The following is a 14,193-nucleotide window of genomic DNA, read 5'->3' on the forward strand; positions in this document are numbered from 1 at the left end:
CATCAACAGCTCTTGGTTGCTTTCTCTTCTCGGCAATATTCAGCCAAAGTACTCAGACGTTGCTTAGCATTACGATGAATTGGGTTACTCTCATCCCACGCATAACCTGCTAACAATGAAGAAATCATACGACGGATCTTTTCATCTTGATGGGTCGAAAAAACTACATCCTGGAATTCACCTGAATACCATGACTCAACATAAGCACGAAAAACTTGAATGCCTTTGCGTAACGGCTTTTCATACTCCTTCATCCAATCAACTGACTGTCCTTGAAGAACTCGATCTACCAAAGGAATGGCTAAGCTCGATGATTTCAACGCAATCGTTACACCTGATGAAAATACAGGGTCTAAAAACTCACCTGCATTGCCCAAAAGTGCATAGTTATGTGATGCCAAATGTTTAACATCTGCCGAGTAGCCAACTAAAGTTCGCATAGGAGTGTCATGCTTAGCATTACGTAATACATGTGACAAACTAGGATCATCTGCCAAAATGCGCTTCTGTAAAGCCTCTAAATCATAATCTACACTACCGTCATAACCATATTTTTCAAAAAAATCTTCCTCTGCTACCACACCAAATGATGCGCGTCCATCTGCAAAGGGAATCAACCAATACCAAGCACGATGATCTTTTTCATGTACAGTGATTAATATTTTCTCCCGATCAAATTCTGGATCATCTTGTAAGCCATCTTCAATATGGGTAAATACAGCACGACGCACAGGAAAATCTGATGGACTTTCCAAATCCAAGAATTTCGGTAAAATTCGACCGAAACCGCTCGCATCCAATAAAAATTTTCCTTGAATTTGGTAACTATTGTCTTGCTCATCTTTCACAGTCAAAATTGGCTGTTCAGATACAACATCTACCCCTAGTACTTCATGACCATAGCGAACATCTGCCCCCATGTTAGCTGCTTGCTGTGCCAAAAGATGGTCAAAGTTAGCACGGCGTATCTGCCACGTTGTACCTGGGCCTTCACTAAACTTTTGAGTAAAATCATAAAAGTTACGCTGCTTTCCTTTTAAAAAAGCAGCACCATTTTTGAACTGGAAAGCATATTCATCAACATGTGCATGAATCGTGTCTAACAAGCCAGCTTCTTCCAAAAAAACCATACATTGAGGCAATAAAGACTCACCTATGGAAAAACGAGGAAAATATTGCTTTTCAATTACTGTGACTTGATAGCCTTTTTGACAAAGTAAAGCTGCCGCTGAACTACCTGACGGCCCCGCACCAATGATTAAAACATCTGTATATTGCATTGTGCTCATTGCACTGTATCCTTTAACTCAACTCTTTGGCTGATATTGCTGAACCACAACATGCTTTACATCGGATGATGTAAAAAGTGTTGCATAAATAAATGAAAAAATAACACCGAGTAAAACTGTTAACCCAAAACTATGAATCGCATAGGTATGACTAAAAGAAAGCAAGCCAAATCCAAAAAATGTAGACATCATGCACAAAAATAAGGCCATACCTACGACCTGTGGATGGTCGTGCCCATGATGATAAAAAATTGCATAATCCACCCCAATCCCAATAATTAGGAAAGTTCCCATAATACTAAACAAATTAATTTCAATACCCATCCATGCTTGGGTTGCAAAGGTTGTCATAAGTGCCATGCTGACAGGTAATATCAAAGGAAGGATGGATTTTTTACCGTAAAGTATTCCTAAACCAATAGCTAGAATCATCAAAGCACTAATTAGTAATGACTGCGCATGCTCTCGATGTTGCTTAAATAGTTCAGATAATTGATTGACTGGACGCAGTAACTGTATATTAGTATTTGTTAATTGCTGCAATGCATTTACATCATGTATGTTTTCGAGCATGACTAAACGTTGTGTTGAACTCATTTGCAAAAAATAAAGTGGATGATCCTTAAAAGAAGCCGCTGTTAATATTGGTCGCTCATGCAAGCCTGCCTGCCAATTCAAAACGTCTTCAATGTTTAGTTGCAACGCCTGGACATACTCACTCAATATAGGCTTCGGAATTTCCTTTAGCATCGCAATATTCTGCTTCTGCTGTTCAAGTGAAGGTATCCATTGACCCAAAGCTTGCACACCACCTAATTTCCCTGTTTCCTGTAAACTTGTTAGTTTTACCAACAACTCTTGTTCACGTTGTTCGACCTCTGCAGAGGTTCGACCTTGTATTACAAAATAATCACTGCTTTGTTGTTGCATAAAACGAGAACGGACATATTGATCTTCCTGCTTGAGCGCTACATCCATACTTTGTAAATTGCGAATATCATCATTACTTTTTAGAAAAAATAAACTAGTACCCGTCACGAATACAATCAATAAAATCAAGGTATGACGTAGAGTCTTATGAAGTTGCACGTAGCTACGCACTTTACCTATAAAACTTAATCTACGGATGGCAGGTTCAGCATTTAATGCGGGCAAGCGTGGAAGTAATAAAATACTGGTAATCCATGCTGCACTCAGCCCAACCATTGAAAAAACTGCAATCTGCTTAAAACCAGGGAAAGGTGTAAAACTAAGTACCACATAAGCCAGAAGTGTTGTCATGAGTCCAACAAACAAACTAGGCAATAAAGGTTTAAGCACATCAAATCCATTCATCATTCTGTGCTGAGATTGCATTGCCATAAAGTAAAATGAAAAATCAACACAAACCCCTATTAGGCTTGCCCCGAAGACCAAAGTCATCAGATGTATTTCACCAAAAATCCAATAAGTCACAGCAAAAGCCACTAAACAACCTGCCCCAACTGCAACCATTTCAGTCAGCATTGGACGTAGTGAACGGAAGCCAAACCAAACTAAAAGTAAAATACCAATCGTTGACCCAACCCCAATAGTCGATATTTCCTCTTTGGCAGAAAAAGTCCCAAACTGTGCAAACAACAATGTCCCCGTCCAATGTGGCTTAACCTGCAATTGGCTAAACTGCTGATTCATATTTTGAATAAAGGCTGCGGTCTGATCTTGATAGGCAATGTTATAAGGACTATTGTTAAGTTGGAGCACTATTAAACGGGATATACCATGTTCATCACGCAGGGTCGCAAAACCTTGCTCAAGATTGATATCAGTATTATTTTGTAAATTACTTAAACTTAATACATAGCGTGAAAACAACATCAACGGATCTTGCTTAAGCATGTCAGCCGTAATTGGCATACCAGGACTCATCAACTGCAATAAACTTTGTTCCATTAATGCAGCATAGTCTTTTTCCTGCAAAATCTGCCGATCAGTTTTGGAAAGTAATCCTGTTTTATGTTGATATAGCACTTGAGCAAAGCGATCAGGATCGACTTGTGAGCGGAGAGGATGAAAAAAACCACTTTTATTTGCTTGAGTTTTAAGTACTTGTGTTGCCTGCTCTAACTGCTGATCATTTTTTGCATCCAATACCACAAAAACTTTATCATTTAGCTGCTGATTAATATATTGTTGTGCATGTTTCAAATTTGCATCTTGATGTGACTCTGGCAATAAAGAAAAAATATTAGTGTCTATACTAATACCTTTATTTAACCAAGCCATTCCTAGTGCTAAAGCAATAACACATAGAATACATAGCCAAAGGGCTGTTAATTTATTTTGCCAATTGGAAAAGCGCATTTTCAGCAGCCGTTAAAGTTTGAGGTTGAGATGTCTGCTGACTGAAGTTAATAATTGTACGATTGCTCGCTTGCTCTTCAATTAGAATACGATCAACATAACGTTGACCTTGTGCATCGACACGTACAAATAATTTTTTAAATAAACTACTTTTAGGTGTCAAACTGACATTCCACTGCGTTGGACTGTAGCTTGCAGAAACCACATGAAAGTTTTTGTTTAATGCTGCCTCATTGCCTGACATTAATTGCAAAAACATAGTCGCCACAGAACCATATGGTGTTTTATTTATTTCTATTTGACTTGATGTACGCAAGGTTTTTTGTACTAGCTTATGCGGTGTCACAACCAAATCAGCTTTTACTGGACTTTGAATTTGCCATAGCACACCTTGACTTTTACTAAATAAGACAACACCTTTAGACACATAAGTTTTATTCAAAGATGTTAGCTTTTTTTGTTGCTCAAATTGAGCACGTACAATAGGTGTTGAACCCAGTTGCTCAAACACTTGTTTCATTTGAACACTCTGTGCCTTTGCTGTTGGGGCAAGAAAGATCATAATACAACTTAAAGTAACGACCTTCTTGGCAAACTTATAACGAGTCATAATTGTACTACTCTGCTTTAAATTCGGACCAGGCTTTTAAGCAATCCAATAGAATTTGGGGAGACTGAAAACACATTTCACGCTTTTCGATTTGTACCGCCACTTGTGTTGTATAACCTTTGGTCAGTTTTTTTCCCGAAGCTGCGTCAAAAATCAAATATTCAATTTTCAGTCGATTTTCCCATTCTTTTAAAATTGCACGCACTCTAATTTTTTGTTCGAACTCAATACCTTGAACATAACGCACATGGCTTTCAATTACTGGCCACGCATAACCTGAATCACGCATTTGATTATAGTTATAATTAAATTGATCCAATAATTTACAGCGTGCGATTTCAAAATATTTCAAATAATGTCCATGCCAAACAACATGCATAGTATCAACATCATGAAATGGAACTTCTATTATTACATCTGCATACATAGTGATGTCCTATCAATATTTAACAACAATATGGCTCAACAACTCTAAGTCTTCAAAGCGATTTACCAATGATTGAAGTTCATGTTGCAAAGCACGGTCCTCTTCTACATAGTTAAAGCTCTGAAGCACCCACTGTTGAAACATATTTAAAACGGGACTTAAATCATTATCCATTTTTTTTAATTTAATTGCCTGAATAGCAGCACAGCTTAATGCTGCAACTACTTGCTCAGTGAGTAAAATTACTCGACTTGCATCACGGGCTGCAATAGTCCCCATACTGACTTTATCTTGGTTATGACACTCGGTAGAGCGTGAAAAAATAGATGCGGCCAAAGTCTGTTTTAATGCTTCTGCAGTCCACGCTGAAACCCCTATTTGTACTGCTTTAAAGCCATGATTTAATGGTAAACGCTCAAGACTCGAACCTGTTAAATTACGTGGTAGCCCATTATTCATTTTATAATCAACTAACTGTGCTAACTGACGATCCATAAGATCTGCAATATTAGCAATCATGACTTTTAGACTGTCCATCGCTTGAGCAATATGCCCCCCATAGAAATGACCACCATGCAATACACGTAAGTTGACTGGATCGATCAATGGATTGTCATTACTTGAATTTAACTCATTTTCAATAAATTGACGTAACCATACTTTTGAATCTTCAAAAACACCTATTACATGTGGTGCACAACGTAGTGAATAACGGTCTTGTAAACGTGAACTTTGATGCGCGGTCTGTACCTCACTGTTTAACCAGTCACGTAATTGAGCAGCAATGGTCTGTTGACCCTGATGTGGCTTTTGAGCAAAAAGCACCTCATCAAAATGACTAGGATTCCCCTCTAAAGCCAAAACATTCAATGCAGTAATTAAAGTACTCGCAAAAGATATTTGTTCTGCTTTTTTATAGTTGAGGCAAGCAATTGCTGTCATGACTGCTGTGCCATTCATGAGAGCCAAACCTTCTTTAGGACGCATAACTAAAGGCTGTACACCTTTTTCAACATATACCTCAGAAACAGGAACGATTCTGCCTTGATAGTACACGTCGCGCTCACCAACTACAGCACCCGCAATGTAAGATAAAGGTGTTAGGTCGCCACTAGCACCAACAGAGCCCTCAGATGGAATCACAGGAATTACATCTTCATTCAACATCCAAACTAAACGCTGTAATAAAGCATGCGAAACACCAGAATAACCTCGCGCCAACGAGCACAAACGTACAGTCAACACCGCACGTGCCGTAATAAGGTCTAAATTTTGCCCCATACCACAGCCATGAAAACGCGATAAATGCAATGGAAGTTCGTGCACTTGATGTGCTGGGACTCCAACTAAACAAGAATCTCCATAGCCTGTAGTAACACCATAAATCACCCCTTCATCTTGCAAAAGTTGATCCAGAAAATCTGCACCACGTTGAATTAACGCTATCCATTCTACAGATGAAGGCAAACTGACCTGTTTTTCTTTACGTGCGATAGCAACAACATCTTCAATACTAAGTGGATTTTCCCCAACAATTAACACAAGAATTACCCTTTATCCCAAAAATTAAAAAAATTAAACCATTGATAAGGCGCACGTATACAATGCTGCTCCAATAGTTCTACATATACCTGAATGGTCTGATGCATAGCCTGTAAACGATCTTTACGTGGCCAAGTTAATTGCTTAGCCATTTGATGAATATGTACCTCAAAATGTTTCTCTATCCGATAACAGAACACGGCTAACACTGGTGCTTTCAATAAATTGGCAAGTATCCAAGCCCCTTGTGGCCACAAAGCATCTTCACCCAAAAAAGAAACAGACTGTACCCGATCTGATTGTACGGGTACACGGTCTGCAGCTAAAATAATCCACTCACCCCGATCTAACTTATCTTGTAGAATCAATGCAGTTTCTATACCTAATTCATCTACTGACACTAGATTAACATCGGCATGTTTATTCAGTTTTTTTAAAAACTCATTAAATTTTGTGGCATGCTTTTGATACACCAATACATTAATTTTCTGCGGATGTTCTGCTTTAATAGCCCTCAGTAATTCAATATTCCCAAAGTGGGATACCACAATCACTGCACCTTTTTGATAATGAGAACGAAAGTGCGCATGACCATGTAACTTTAATTCCTGTTCAGGAATATGCCCAAGCCATCCTTCAATTTTATCTAAAATGCATTCACCAAAATGCATCAAATGCTTATAGCTATGCCAAAGTTGAGGCTCTGTTTTAAATGGAGAGTTGTCACCTGCAAAGTGATGCAACCTTTTTAAATATAATAAAGATGCTTGACGAGCAGTATTTGAAAAAAGCCAATACCACAAAATAACAAAGTACAAAACAATTCTACATAGCCAACGCCCGCCTAAACGGTAAAAGCCTAGCATCAACATGAGTGGCAACATACCACCCCGCTCTTTGACTGTACTCCATTTTTGCATTTGCTTGTTCGACTCGCTTAGTCTTTGATTTTTTTATAAATCAATTGAGGTAAACGAATCAACATTCCACAAAATAATCGGCTATGTGCACGTGCCAAACCGATGTTGTCACGCCAAATATCAAAATGTGAAATGCCATTTTCTGGATAAATAACATGTGTTGGTATATTAATAAAAGGAACATTTTTCCATTTTAACCGTACCAAAATCTCAGAATCAAAACCCATCCGCGGTTGAAATTTTGCAGTATTCAAAATATGAACTGTTTGGACCAAAGGATAAATACGAAAACCACACATACTGTCTTTGATTTCCAAAGACAGGCTATTAATCCACACCCAAATATGCGTTAAATATCGACCATATAAGCGCTTTTTTGGTACAGTTTCATCAAATATTGGTTGGCCAATAACCATAGCCTCTGGATGCTTGTACGAGGTCTCTAAGAAGTTTTTCACATCCTGCCAATCATGTTGACCATCAGCATCAAGTTGTAAAGCATGACTAAAACCACATTCAAAAGCATGTTTTAAGCCAGTCATTACAGCTTGTCCTTTCCCCATATTATGAGTATGTTCTACCAAATCCACGAGGGGATAATCCATCGCGAGTTGATGTAGAACTTCTGTACAAGCTATGTCACTACCATCATTAATCATAATGATCGGCAACTCAAAAACACTCAAATGCGACAATAATGCAGCCAAATGATGAGGGTGATTAAAAACAGGAACCACAAAGCAATATTTCATATCCCTTACCCCAATTTAAGACTCTGAAGTAACAGCAAATAATAAACGTCCTGAAGCTAATATTTTTTCATCATTTTTTAATTCAAAGCTAACTTTATTTGCTTTACGACTAAATACCAATTCCACCACTTGATAAGGTTGAATAAGCTCTTGAAATTTTAGCTGTTCAAAGCCATTACACCACAGTAAATCGCCCCAATTCTGTTTAGCCAAATATTGAATAAAACCAATTTGCCCTACACCTGGATAAATTGGGAAATTTGGGAAATGGCCCTTAAAGCATTCAAGTTCTGGTATGAACTCTAAACTATAAGTAATATATGTATCGCAAGACTGTTGTGTTAGAACTACAGGCAAGCGCATTGGCTGAAATAAAGACTTTAAATACTGCTTATTCAGTTTTGATTGTGAATTTTGTGGCATTTGCATTAAGAAACGCCACTGTCTTGGAATTGCGATGCTTTCTAGCTTTTTTTGCAACTGCTTTTTTAGCTGCGCAATGAACGTAACTTTTCCGACCTCCTTCAATCTATCACGTGCATCTTCTGTTAATACAGCTACCGCTGCTAAAATTTGACGATGCTCTTTTTCATTGACTAAGACATGACATTGTTGAATTTCATCAAGTTGTACAATTTTTTCTTCAATTGCATCCAAACTTAAACGCTTTTCTTCTAGCTTTACAATACGATCTAAACGCCCCATTAATCTGAATGAGCTTTTAGAGTCTTCAACATCTATTACCTGAACCTTATCCCCAGTCAAAATCCAATCTAGATTAAAAGCATGATTAGTTTTTACAGCTAGTTCTTGCTGCTCTGCGCTCTTAATTTCAACATTAGCAAAAGGTGTCCATAGAGCACCATCTTCCCGACGATGAGCAATCCCTCCTGTTTCCGAACTTCCAAAAACTTCAGTAACCAGACAATTCAGAAAAGGACGTACTCCGTCATCCAACTTTCCACCTGAAGAATAGACCATATTGCAATCTTGCAATAAAACATCTGTGGTCCAACGCTTCAATAAAGCAGGACTAGAAGTTAAATAGTTTGGTAAATTCAGATGCGCTATTTTCTTTTGAATAGCAACTACGTCTTCAGGGAAAGCTACTTGTTTTTGGTAGAAACTACGTCCGCTCGCTAACGGCCATAACAACTTAAAAAGTAAGCCATAAATATGTTGATGGCTGACCGTAGCAATCGCCACGACTTGTTCTGGTAAATCGAAGCTAGCATCTAAACCACAGACCTCATTGAATAGTTGTTTTAATGTGCGTGGAATTTTTTTAGGTTGCCCTGTCGAACCAGAGGTATAAAAATATAGCTGCGCCTGTTTTAAAAACTCATCATCAAATCGGAGTTTAGCAATTGGAATAGCTGTTGGAAGCTGACGCTTCAAAAAGTAAATTTGTTGAGAAGCCAATTCATTTTCTAAATCACTAACTCGATGAGGAGTTAACAACACACTCTTGCCAGCTTGTAATGCAGCAAACAACAACACTAAAAATTCGTAGCTATCTTGCTCCCATAGAGCCCATGTTGACTCCTTCAATTGTTCAATTTGAGCTGCTTGCTCAGCCACGTCTGACCAAAACTCTTGAAAAGATATCAAACTCAGATCTGCTTGTATGCACAGTACATGAGAGGAATGAAGATGATGTTGAAAATGACAAGACATAAAATAAAATTTAAACCGTATTTCTAGTCGCTATCCGTATTCTTAGATAACTCACTTAACGCAATTATAAAAAACTACTTCCTTGTTTGATGTCGTTGCTGATGACGTTTACGCAATATAAACTCAGCAATTAACAAAATACCCATCAACAAATAAGAAATTAATCCATTATACAACACCCAAATTTCCATAGGAGCAAAGAAAACTGTGATTAGTGCAATTACAGCATTAATGCCAAAAAAAACACACCAAACCTTTGTCACTTGATAAGTCCACCTCACTCCTTCGGAGGGTAACTCAGGCTCCACTAAACGCGCAAAACGCTCAATCATAGAAGGTGGTTTAATCAAAGTTCCTGCAAAGATGAATAATGCCCCTAAACTCATAAAAACAGGATATAACTTCAACCATATATGCTCTTTTAGAGTTAAGCTAAGTGCGCCGCATAAAATAGCAAACCCTGTCAAAGGCCACAGTAAAGTATTGCCTTTACTTAATAAGCGAAGAAATCCAAGAGCGATCAACAATACACTGACCCAAATGAACAACTCATTGGTTAAAGCATAAGCTACAAAAAAAGGATAGAGGGTTAATCCAACCACAACTACCCCTTTTAAAATATTTTTCATGCAGCAGACATATTCTGAATTACAACCACAACATCCTGCACAGTACGTACATTTTTAAAATCTTCTGGATTAACTTGACGACCTGTCAACTCTTTAATCTTTACAACCAAATCAATAGCATCAATACTATCAACATCTAAATCTGAAGCTAAATTTGACTCCAACTGAACATCCTCAGGTGAAATTTCAAACAATTCTTCCATCCATTCACGTAATTTTTCTAATACAGTTTCTTGTGTAAGCATAGCAACCTCTTATGCTGTTTTTTGTGCTTCAACTAAAGCAACTAAGCTTTGAATTGATTTGAAATGTTCTTTGGTTTCTGCAGACTCTGCATTCAAATGAATACCATAGCGCTTTTTTAAAGCCAAACCTAATTCTAAAGCATCAATTGAATCTAATCCCAAACCATCACCAAATAAAGGTGCATTTGTATCAATATCATCAATACTGATGTCCTCAAGAACAAGAACATCAATAATCATTTGCTTTAACTCATTAGCAAGATTACTCATTTACGGATAACTCTTGGTTAAAAAACCACTGTAATTGTTGATTTAATTGACGTACATTTTTTGGATTAACTGCTACATCATCCAGCACGTCCTCCACTCGGATCGCATCCAAAACTTTTACATGTATATGAAAAGGTCGTTCAGGAATGTGATGCCATTTTTCGTTTTTGGTGAGTGTCGATGGCGTACATGTAATAAGTACAGGTCGAATCGGCACACCAGCCCTTAACGCAATATTGGCTGCACCACGTTGAAACTCATTTAATTGCTCCCCTTTAGCTGTGCGTGTACCTTCTGGAAAAATCAACAATGATGCAGCATTATCTTGCTGTAGTTTCTGAACGCAGTCTTGAATAAATTGTTCAGAACCCGCATTTAAAATATAACCTGCATTTTGTACAGGTCCTTTAGTAAATGGATTTGACCACAATGCCTGTTTCACGACACAGTTTGCTTGCTCCATTAAACCAATCAATACAACTACATCTATCAGAGTTGGATGATTAGCAATTACTAGTTCTTGCTGACTTTGTTGAAGTTTTTCCAAACCTTCCACGCTATAGGTCATAATTCCAAGCTTTACCATCATTTCAGTAAAGCCCTTAAAACTATATTTAATGACCTTTTGTGTACGTTGTTTGCGTACATCAGGATCTTGTGAACTCAATTTCACCATTGGAGCAATAACACCGCCAATGGCCATTCCACCTAAACCAAAGCTAGCAAAACTCAATCCTGTAGCACCAATGCGCCATACATAATTAGCTTTTTGCTTCATCCGATTTAATTTCAGCATTTTTCCCACATATCAAATTCAGTTTGTTCTTTATTTTTCCAAAAATTATTAAATGCTAAAGCTTGTTCATAAGCAGGATTATCAGTAAGGATGTTTGATTTCAATACCAGATTTGCTGATTCCAATGATATAAGAGCTGCCATTGCAAGAGAGGTAAATGATTGATGTTCCATATATATTTCAGGCAAGGCTTCATCGTAATAAACAACCAAAACATTCCGAGCGCTAGCTGTTGTTTTTAGCCAAATATACGCCTCGATTAACCCATCAGCCCATGTTCCTGCCAAACTAGTTGCAGGTGTAGAATCCTGACATAAAATAGAATATAAACCCGAAATCGCATTATGAACTGAAGTTGAAAATTGGGTTGGGGATGGAGTTTGATCACTTAAAACATCTTCTAAAATTTTCAATGTTTTATGCTCATCACCATACTGAGACACCCATACTATAAAATCTGCTTTATGGCCATTTAAAGCTTCAATAGCACTATTTATTGAAAGTTTTGCTAATGGGGATAGACGTCTGCGTTGCATGGCAGGAATATAATCCAAGGCACAATATGTTGTATCTCCTTGACTACATATTAAGTCTGCTACATGTAATCTGATCATGCCCACCCAAACCCCACAAAAACAATCAACATAAACTTTTAAAATTTTTCAAAATTATAACATCTAATATATTCACTTACAAAAAAATACATTCCTTATTAGGATGCATTGATTTTTAATAAAAGCAATCTATAAAGAATGCAAGTTAAGTCAGCTACTCTTTGAAAATTTTGCTTTAGTGCTAGATCTAACCATCACTTTATTTAAAACCCGTTCTTATAATGTTTATCATCCAACGACTTTGTTGCATAAATATGTAAGCATCTGATTTAAATAAATTTAATTTTGGATCAAAAAATAATCAAAACTTTTAAAATCATATAGTTATGAAATCTTTGTGCAACAAAGCCTCATCCAACTAATGATAATTGGATCCAATAAGTTATTTAAAACAAATAACAGAGTTAACTATTGGTTTTTATTAAAATAAATCTAATCCAATCGACATAGATATCTAAAAATATTTATTAAAATTACTTGGTGGTAATCCCCCTAAAAAATAATAGGATGCAAAAGCAGAGTTTTCTCTTAAGATACAAGCATGAGATTATACATAAACATCTAAATTCACTGACAGCTAGATCATGTCCACCTTGAAACAATCGGAGTCTAGTACAATTGTTGCAGCCCTTTGCCGTGAACATGGCATAAATCCTTGAACAGCAGTGCTGCTTGAACCAGAATTTATTAGTCACGAATTTGTACGCTGTACAACTGAACAAGGTATTCCTATTGAATATATTTAACCTGATCAACCACAGTAGAATGCATATATTGAACGTTTTAACCACACCATACGTTATATTTGGCTAAGCAAACATTTATTTAATACTCTGGATGAAGTACAAAATTATGCGATAAATTGGCTGTAGCATTACAACCATGAAAGACTACATCGAGCCAAACATTATCGTCATCAAAACGTCCTAATATCAGGCGCAAGCACTACTCTACCTGACTATACTTTGTTAAATGACAAAATGGCTCAATTGGTAGACTGGTATAACAGTGAAGCACACAAGCTTCATCCTATTGAGCGTGCTGCTAAAGTACATGCCGATTTTGTTGGTATTCATCCCTTCATTGATGGAAATGGTCGCACATCTCGTCTTTTGATGAATTTAGAATTGCTTAAAGCAGGCTATCCACCTTGTGTCATTACTGTTGATAATCGACTGGCTTACTATGAAGCTTTGGATCAATGGATGACTTATGGGAAAACTGAAACATTTATTCAATTGGTTTCAAATGCAGTACTCGACGGATTTAAACCATATAAAGTAGTTTTAGGAATTTAAGACTAGAGAAATATACATCCATCTCAGAAAAAGGATAGTTGTAGGGCGCAGGTACTGCGTTTTTTAAAGTGTACTAGCTTAAAGCCTGATCTGACAGTTACCCGTTTTAATCCGCACCCTCGTATCAGGGTGAAAATTATATGGCACAGAAATTTCCAAATTGATCACCCATCGGTATTTCAGTTTTCAAGGCTAAATGTGGTTTTATCTAATGATAGTAATGCCGCCATTCAACCCATCTGTCTTGGATATCCCCCAACTCAATAATCATAATTAAATTAATATTAATCAACATCTTAACCACAAATTACTATATTTTTTAAATATAGAAATGCGTACTACCTCCAGAAACTAGGAAATAATTTAAAAAAATAAAATACAACTTTTCATCAAAATCCCTACTTTTGAAAAATAATTTTTTTTATTTTGCTAGCCTCCACTCATCGTTAAAGATCGCACTTTCTTTACGATTGCAAGATGGGTGGAGGAATAAGTGACGCTAGCGTCTTGTAGTATGTCAAATGACATTAAGTTGCTACTAGGGGAAGTCGACAAAGCAACAACGTGATGAGTAGTTTAGTGATGCTTTAAATTGTATGTTGGGGAAACCCTCGCAGAGAAAAGTGATCTAATCGGTTTGAGAACGTGTCGATGCGGTGTGTGAATCGTAATCTCAGCCTATAAGGGAAAGCACAATTACCCTTTGCATAGATACGACCGATGCGTGGCTCCGTCAGCCCAAATTTGGTGTATGGCAATACTTTAAGGGCGAGCAGTTTTT

Annotated in this window: 13 protein-coding genes and 2 pseudogenes; 2 read left to right on the forward strand and 13 right to left on the reverse strand. The window is 37.2% G+C overall.

Translation table 11 applies throughout. The annotated features are described in order from the left end of the window. Positions 1-2: 2 nt before the first annotated feature. The 13 genes from FTT74_RS00185 to FTT74_RS00245 all read right to left on the reverse strand — a co-directional run bounded on the left by FTT74_RS00185 (position 3) and on the right by FTT74_RS00245 (position 12,114). On the reverse strand, positions 3-1,289 hold the full coding sequence (locus tag FTT74_RS00185) for an NAD(P)/FAD-dependent oxidoreductase (protein ID WP_019836258.1): 1,287 nt from the start codon (positions 1,287-1,289) through the stop codon (positions 3-5). 18 nt (positions 1,290-1,307) lie between these two features. Next, the gene (locus tag FTT74_RS00190) at positions 1,308-3,632 is read right to left on the reverse strand and encodes an MMPL family transporter (protein ID WP_026438004.1); all 2,325 of its coding nucleotides are present in this window, start codon (positions 3,630-3,632) and stop codon (positions 1,308-1,310) included. Continuing rightward, positions 3,607-4,194 carry an outer membrane lipoprotein carrier protein LolA gene (locus FTT74_RS00195; RefSeq protein ID WP_227499376.1) on the reverse strand — a complete coding sequence of 196 codons (588 nt, stop codon included), beginning with the start codon at positions 4,192-4,194 and terminating at the stop codon, positions 3,607-3,609. The genes FTT74_RS00190 and FTT74_RS00195 overlap by 26 nt, the downstream gene beginning before the upstream one ends. A 55-nt stretch (positions 4,195-4,249) precedes the next feature. Then, the gene (locus tag FTT74_RS00200; protein WP_019836261.1) at positions 4,250-4,669 is read right to left on the reverse strand and encodes a thioesterase family protein; all 420 of its coding nucleotides are present in this window, start codon (positions 4,667-4,669) and stop codon (positions 4,250-4,252) included. 12 nt (positions 4,670-4,681) lie between these two features. Further along, entirely contained in the window at positions 4,682-6,217 is a 1,536-nt protein-coding gene (gene hutH / locus FTT74_RS00205; protein ID WP_136143696.1) for a histidine ammonia-lyase, read from the reverse strand. Continuing rightward, the gene (locus tag FTT74_RS00210) at positions 6,217-7,131 is read right to left on the reverse strand and encodes an acyltransferase (RefSeq protein ID WP_019836263.1); all 915 of its coding nucleotides are present in this window, start codon (positions 7,129-7,131) and stop codon (positions 6,217-6,219) included. Before FTT74_RS00210 ends, hutH begins: the two co-directional genes overlap by 1 nt. Before the next feature lie 17 nt (positions 7,132-7,148). After that, the gene (locus FTT74_RS00215; protein ID WP_019836264.1) at positions 7,149-7,883 is read right to left on the reverse strand and encodes a glycosyltransferase family 2 protein; all 735 of its coding nucleotides are present in this window, start codon (positions 7,881-7,883) and stop codon (positions 7,149-7,151) included. Between the two features lie 15 nt (positions 7,884-7,898). Beyond that, positions 7,899-9,560 carry an AMP-binding protein gene (locus FTT74_RS00220; protein WP_179988444.1) on the reverse strand — a complete coding sequence of 554 codons (1,662 nt, stop codon included), beginning with the start codon at positions 9,558-9,560 and terminating at the stop codon, positions 7,899-7,901. A 74-nt stretch (positions 9,561-9,634) separates the two neighbouring features. After that, positions 9,635-10,189 (reverse strand): hypothetical protein, encoded by a 555-nt coding sequence (locus tag FTT74_RS00225; RefSeq protein ID WP_019836266.1) that lies wholly within the window; start codon positions 10,187-10,189, stop codon positions 9,635-9,637. Continuing rightward, positions 10,186-10,434, reverse strand: coding sequence for an acyl carrier protein (locus tag FTT74_RS00230; protein WP_019836267.1), 249 nt, complete (start codon positions 10,432-10,434; stop codon positions 10,186-10,188). The genes FTT74_RS00225 and FTT74_RS00230 overlap by 4 nt, the downstream gene beginning before the upstream one ends. A 9-nt stretch (positions 10,435-10,443) precedes the next feature. Continuing rightward, entirely contained in the window at positions 10,444-10,704 is a 261-nt protein-coding gene (locus FTT74_RS00235; protein WP_019836268.1) for a phosphopantetheine-binding protein, read from the reverse strand. Beyond that, complete coding sequence (locus FTT74_RS00240; protein WP_019836269.1) at positions 10,697-11,500, reverse strand: 1-acyl-sn-glycerol-3-phosphate acyltransferase; 804 nt, start codon at positions 11,498-11,500, stop codon at positions 10,697-10,699. Before FTT74_RS00240 ends, FTT74_RS00235 begins: the two co-directional genes overlap by 8 nt. Then, positions 11,494-12,114 carry a beta-ketoacyl synthase chain length factor gene (locus FTT74_RS00245; RefSeq protein ID WP_019836270.1) on the reverse strand — a complete coding sequence of 207 codons (621 nt, stop codon included), beginning with the start codon at positions 12,112-12,114 and terminating at the stop codon, positions 11,494-11,496. The genes FTT74_RS00240 and FTT74_RS00245 overlap by 7 nt, the downstream gene beginning before the upstream one ends. A 677-nt stretch (positions 12,115-12,791) precedes the next feature. Here FTT74_RS00245 and FTT74_RS00250 point away from each other — a divergent pair. After that, positions 12,792-12,983, forward strand: a pseudogene (locus FTT74_RS00250) (integrase core domain-containing protein); the annotation flags it as partial. A 30-nt stretch (positions 12,984-13,013) separates the two neighbouring features. Continuing rightward, a pseudogene (locus FTT74_RS00255) lies at positions 13,014-13,412 on the forward strand (Fic family protein); the annotation flags it as partial. Between the last annotated feature and the right edge of the window lie 781 nt (positions 13,413-14,193).

Source organism: Acinetobacter sp. YH01007, from assembly GCF_013420425.1.
GTDB classification, from domain to species: Bacteria; Pseudomonadota; Gammaproteobacteria; order Pseudomonadales; family Moraxellaceae; genus Acinetobacter; species Acinetobacter towneri.

Excerpts from the sequence above, each read along its gene's own strand:
- FTT74_RS00230 (WP_019836267.1), bottom strand. The coding sequence starts at position 10,434 with ATGCTTACACAAGAAACTGTATTAGAAAAATTACGTGAATGGATGGAA.
- FTT74_RS00200 (WP_019836261.1), bottom strand. The coding sequence starts at position 4,669 with ATGTATGCAGATGTAATAATAGAAGTTCCATTTCATGATGTTGATACT.
- FTT74_RS00240 (WP_019836269.1), bottom strand. The coding sequence starts at position 11,500 with ATGCTGAAATTAAATCGGATGAAGCAAAAAGCTAATTATGTATGGCGC.
- FTT74_RS00190 (WP_026438004.1), bottom strand. The coding sequence starts at position 3,632 with ATGCGCTTTTCCAATTGGCAAAATAAATTAACAGCCCTTTGGCTATGT.
- FTT74_RS00245 (WP_019836270.1), bottom strand. The coding sequence starts at position 12,114 with ATGATCAGATTACATGTAGCAGACTTAATATGTAGTCAAGGAGATACA.
- FTT74_RS00195 (WP_227499376.1), bottom strand. The coding sequence starts at position 4,194 with ATGATCTTTCTTGCCCCAACAGCAAAGGCACAGAGTGTTCAAATGAAA.
- FTT74_RS00185 (WP_019836258.1), bottom strand. The coding sequence starts at position 1,289 with ATGAGCACAATGCAATATACAGATGTTTTAATCATTGGTGCGGGGCCG.
- FTT74_RS00210 (WP_019836263.1), bottom strand. The coding sequence starts at position 7,131 with ATGCAAAAATGGAGTACAGTCAAAGAGCGGGGTGGTATGTTGCCACTC.
- FTT74_RS00235 (WP_019836268.1), bottom strand. The coding sequence starts at position 10,704 with ATGAGTAATCTTGCTAATGAGTTAAAGCAAATGATTATTGATGTTCTT.
- FTT74_RS00220 (WP_179988444.1), bottom strand. The coding sequence starts at position 9,560 with ATGTCTTGTCATTTTCAACATCATCTTCATTCCTCTCATGTACTGTGC.
- FTT74_RS00225 (WP_019836266.1), bottom strand. The coding sequence starts at position 10,189 with ATGAAAAATATTTTAAAAGGGGTAGTTGTGGTTGGATTAACCCTCTAT.
- FTT74_RS00215 (WP_019836264.1), bottom strand. The coding sequence starts at position 7,883 with ATGAAATATTGCTTTGTGGTTCCTGTTTTTAATCACCCTCATCATTTG.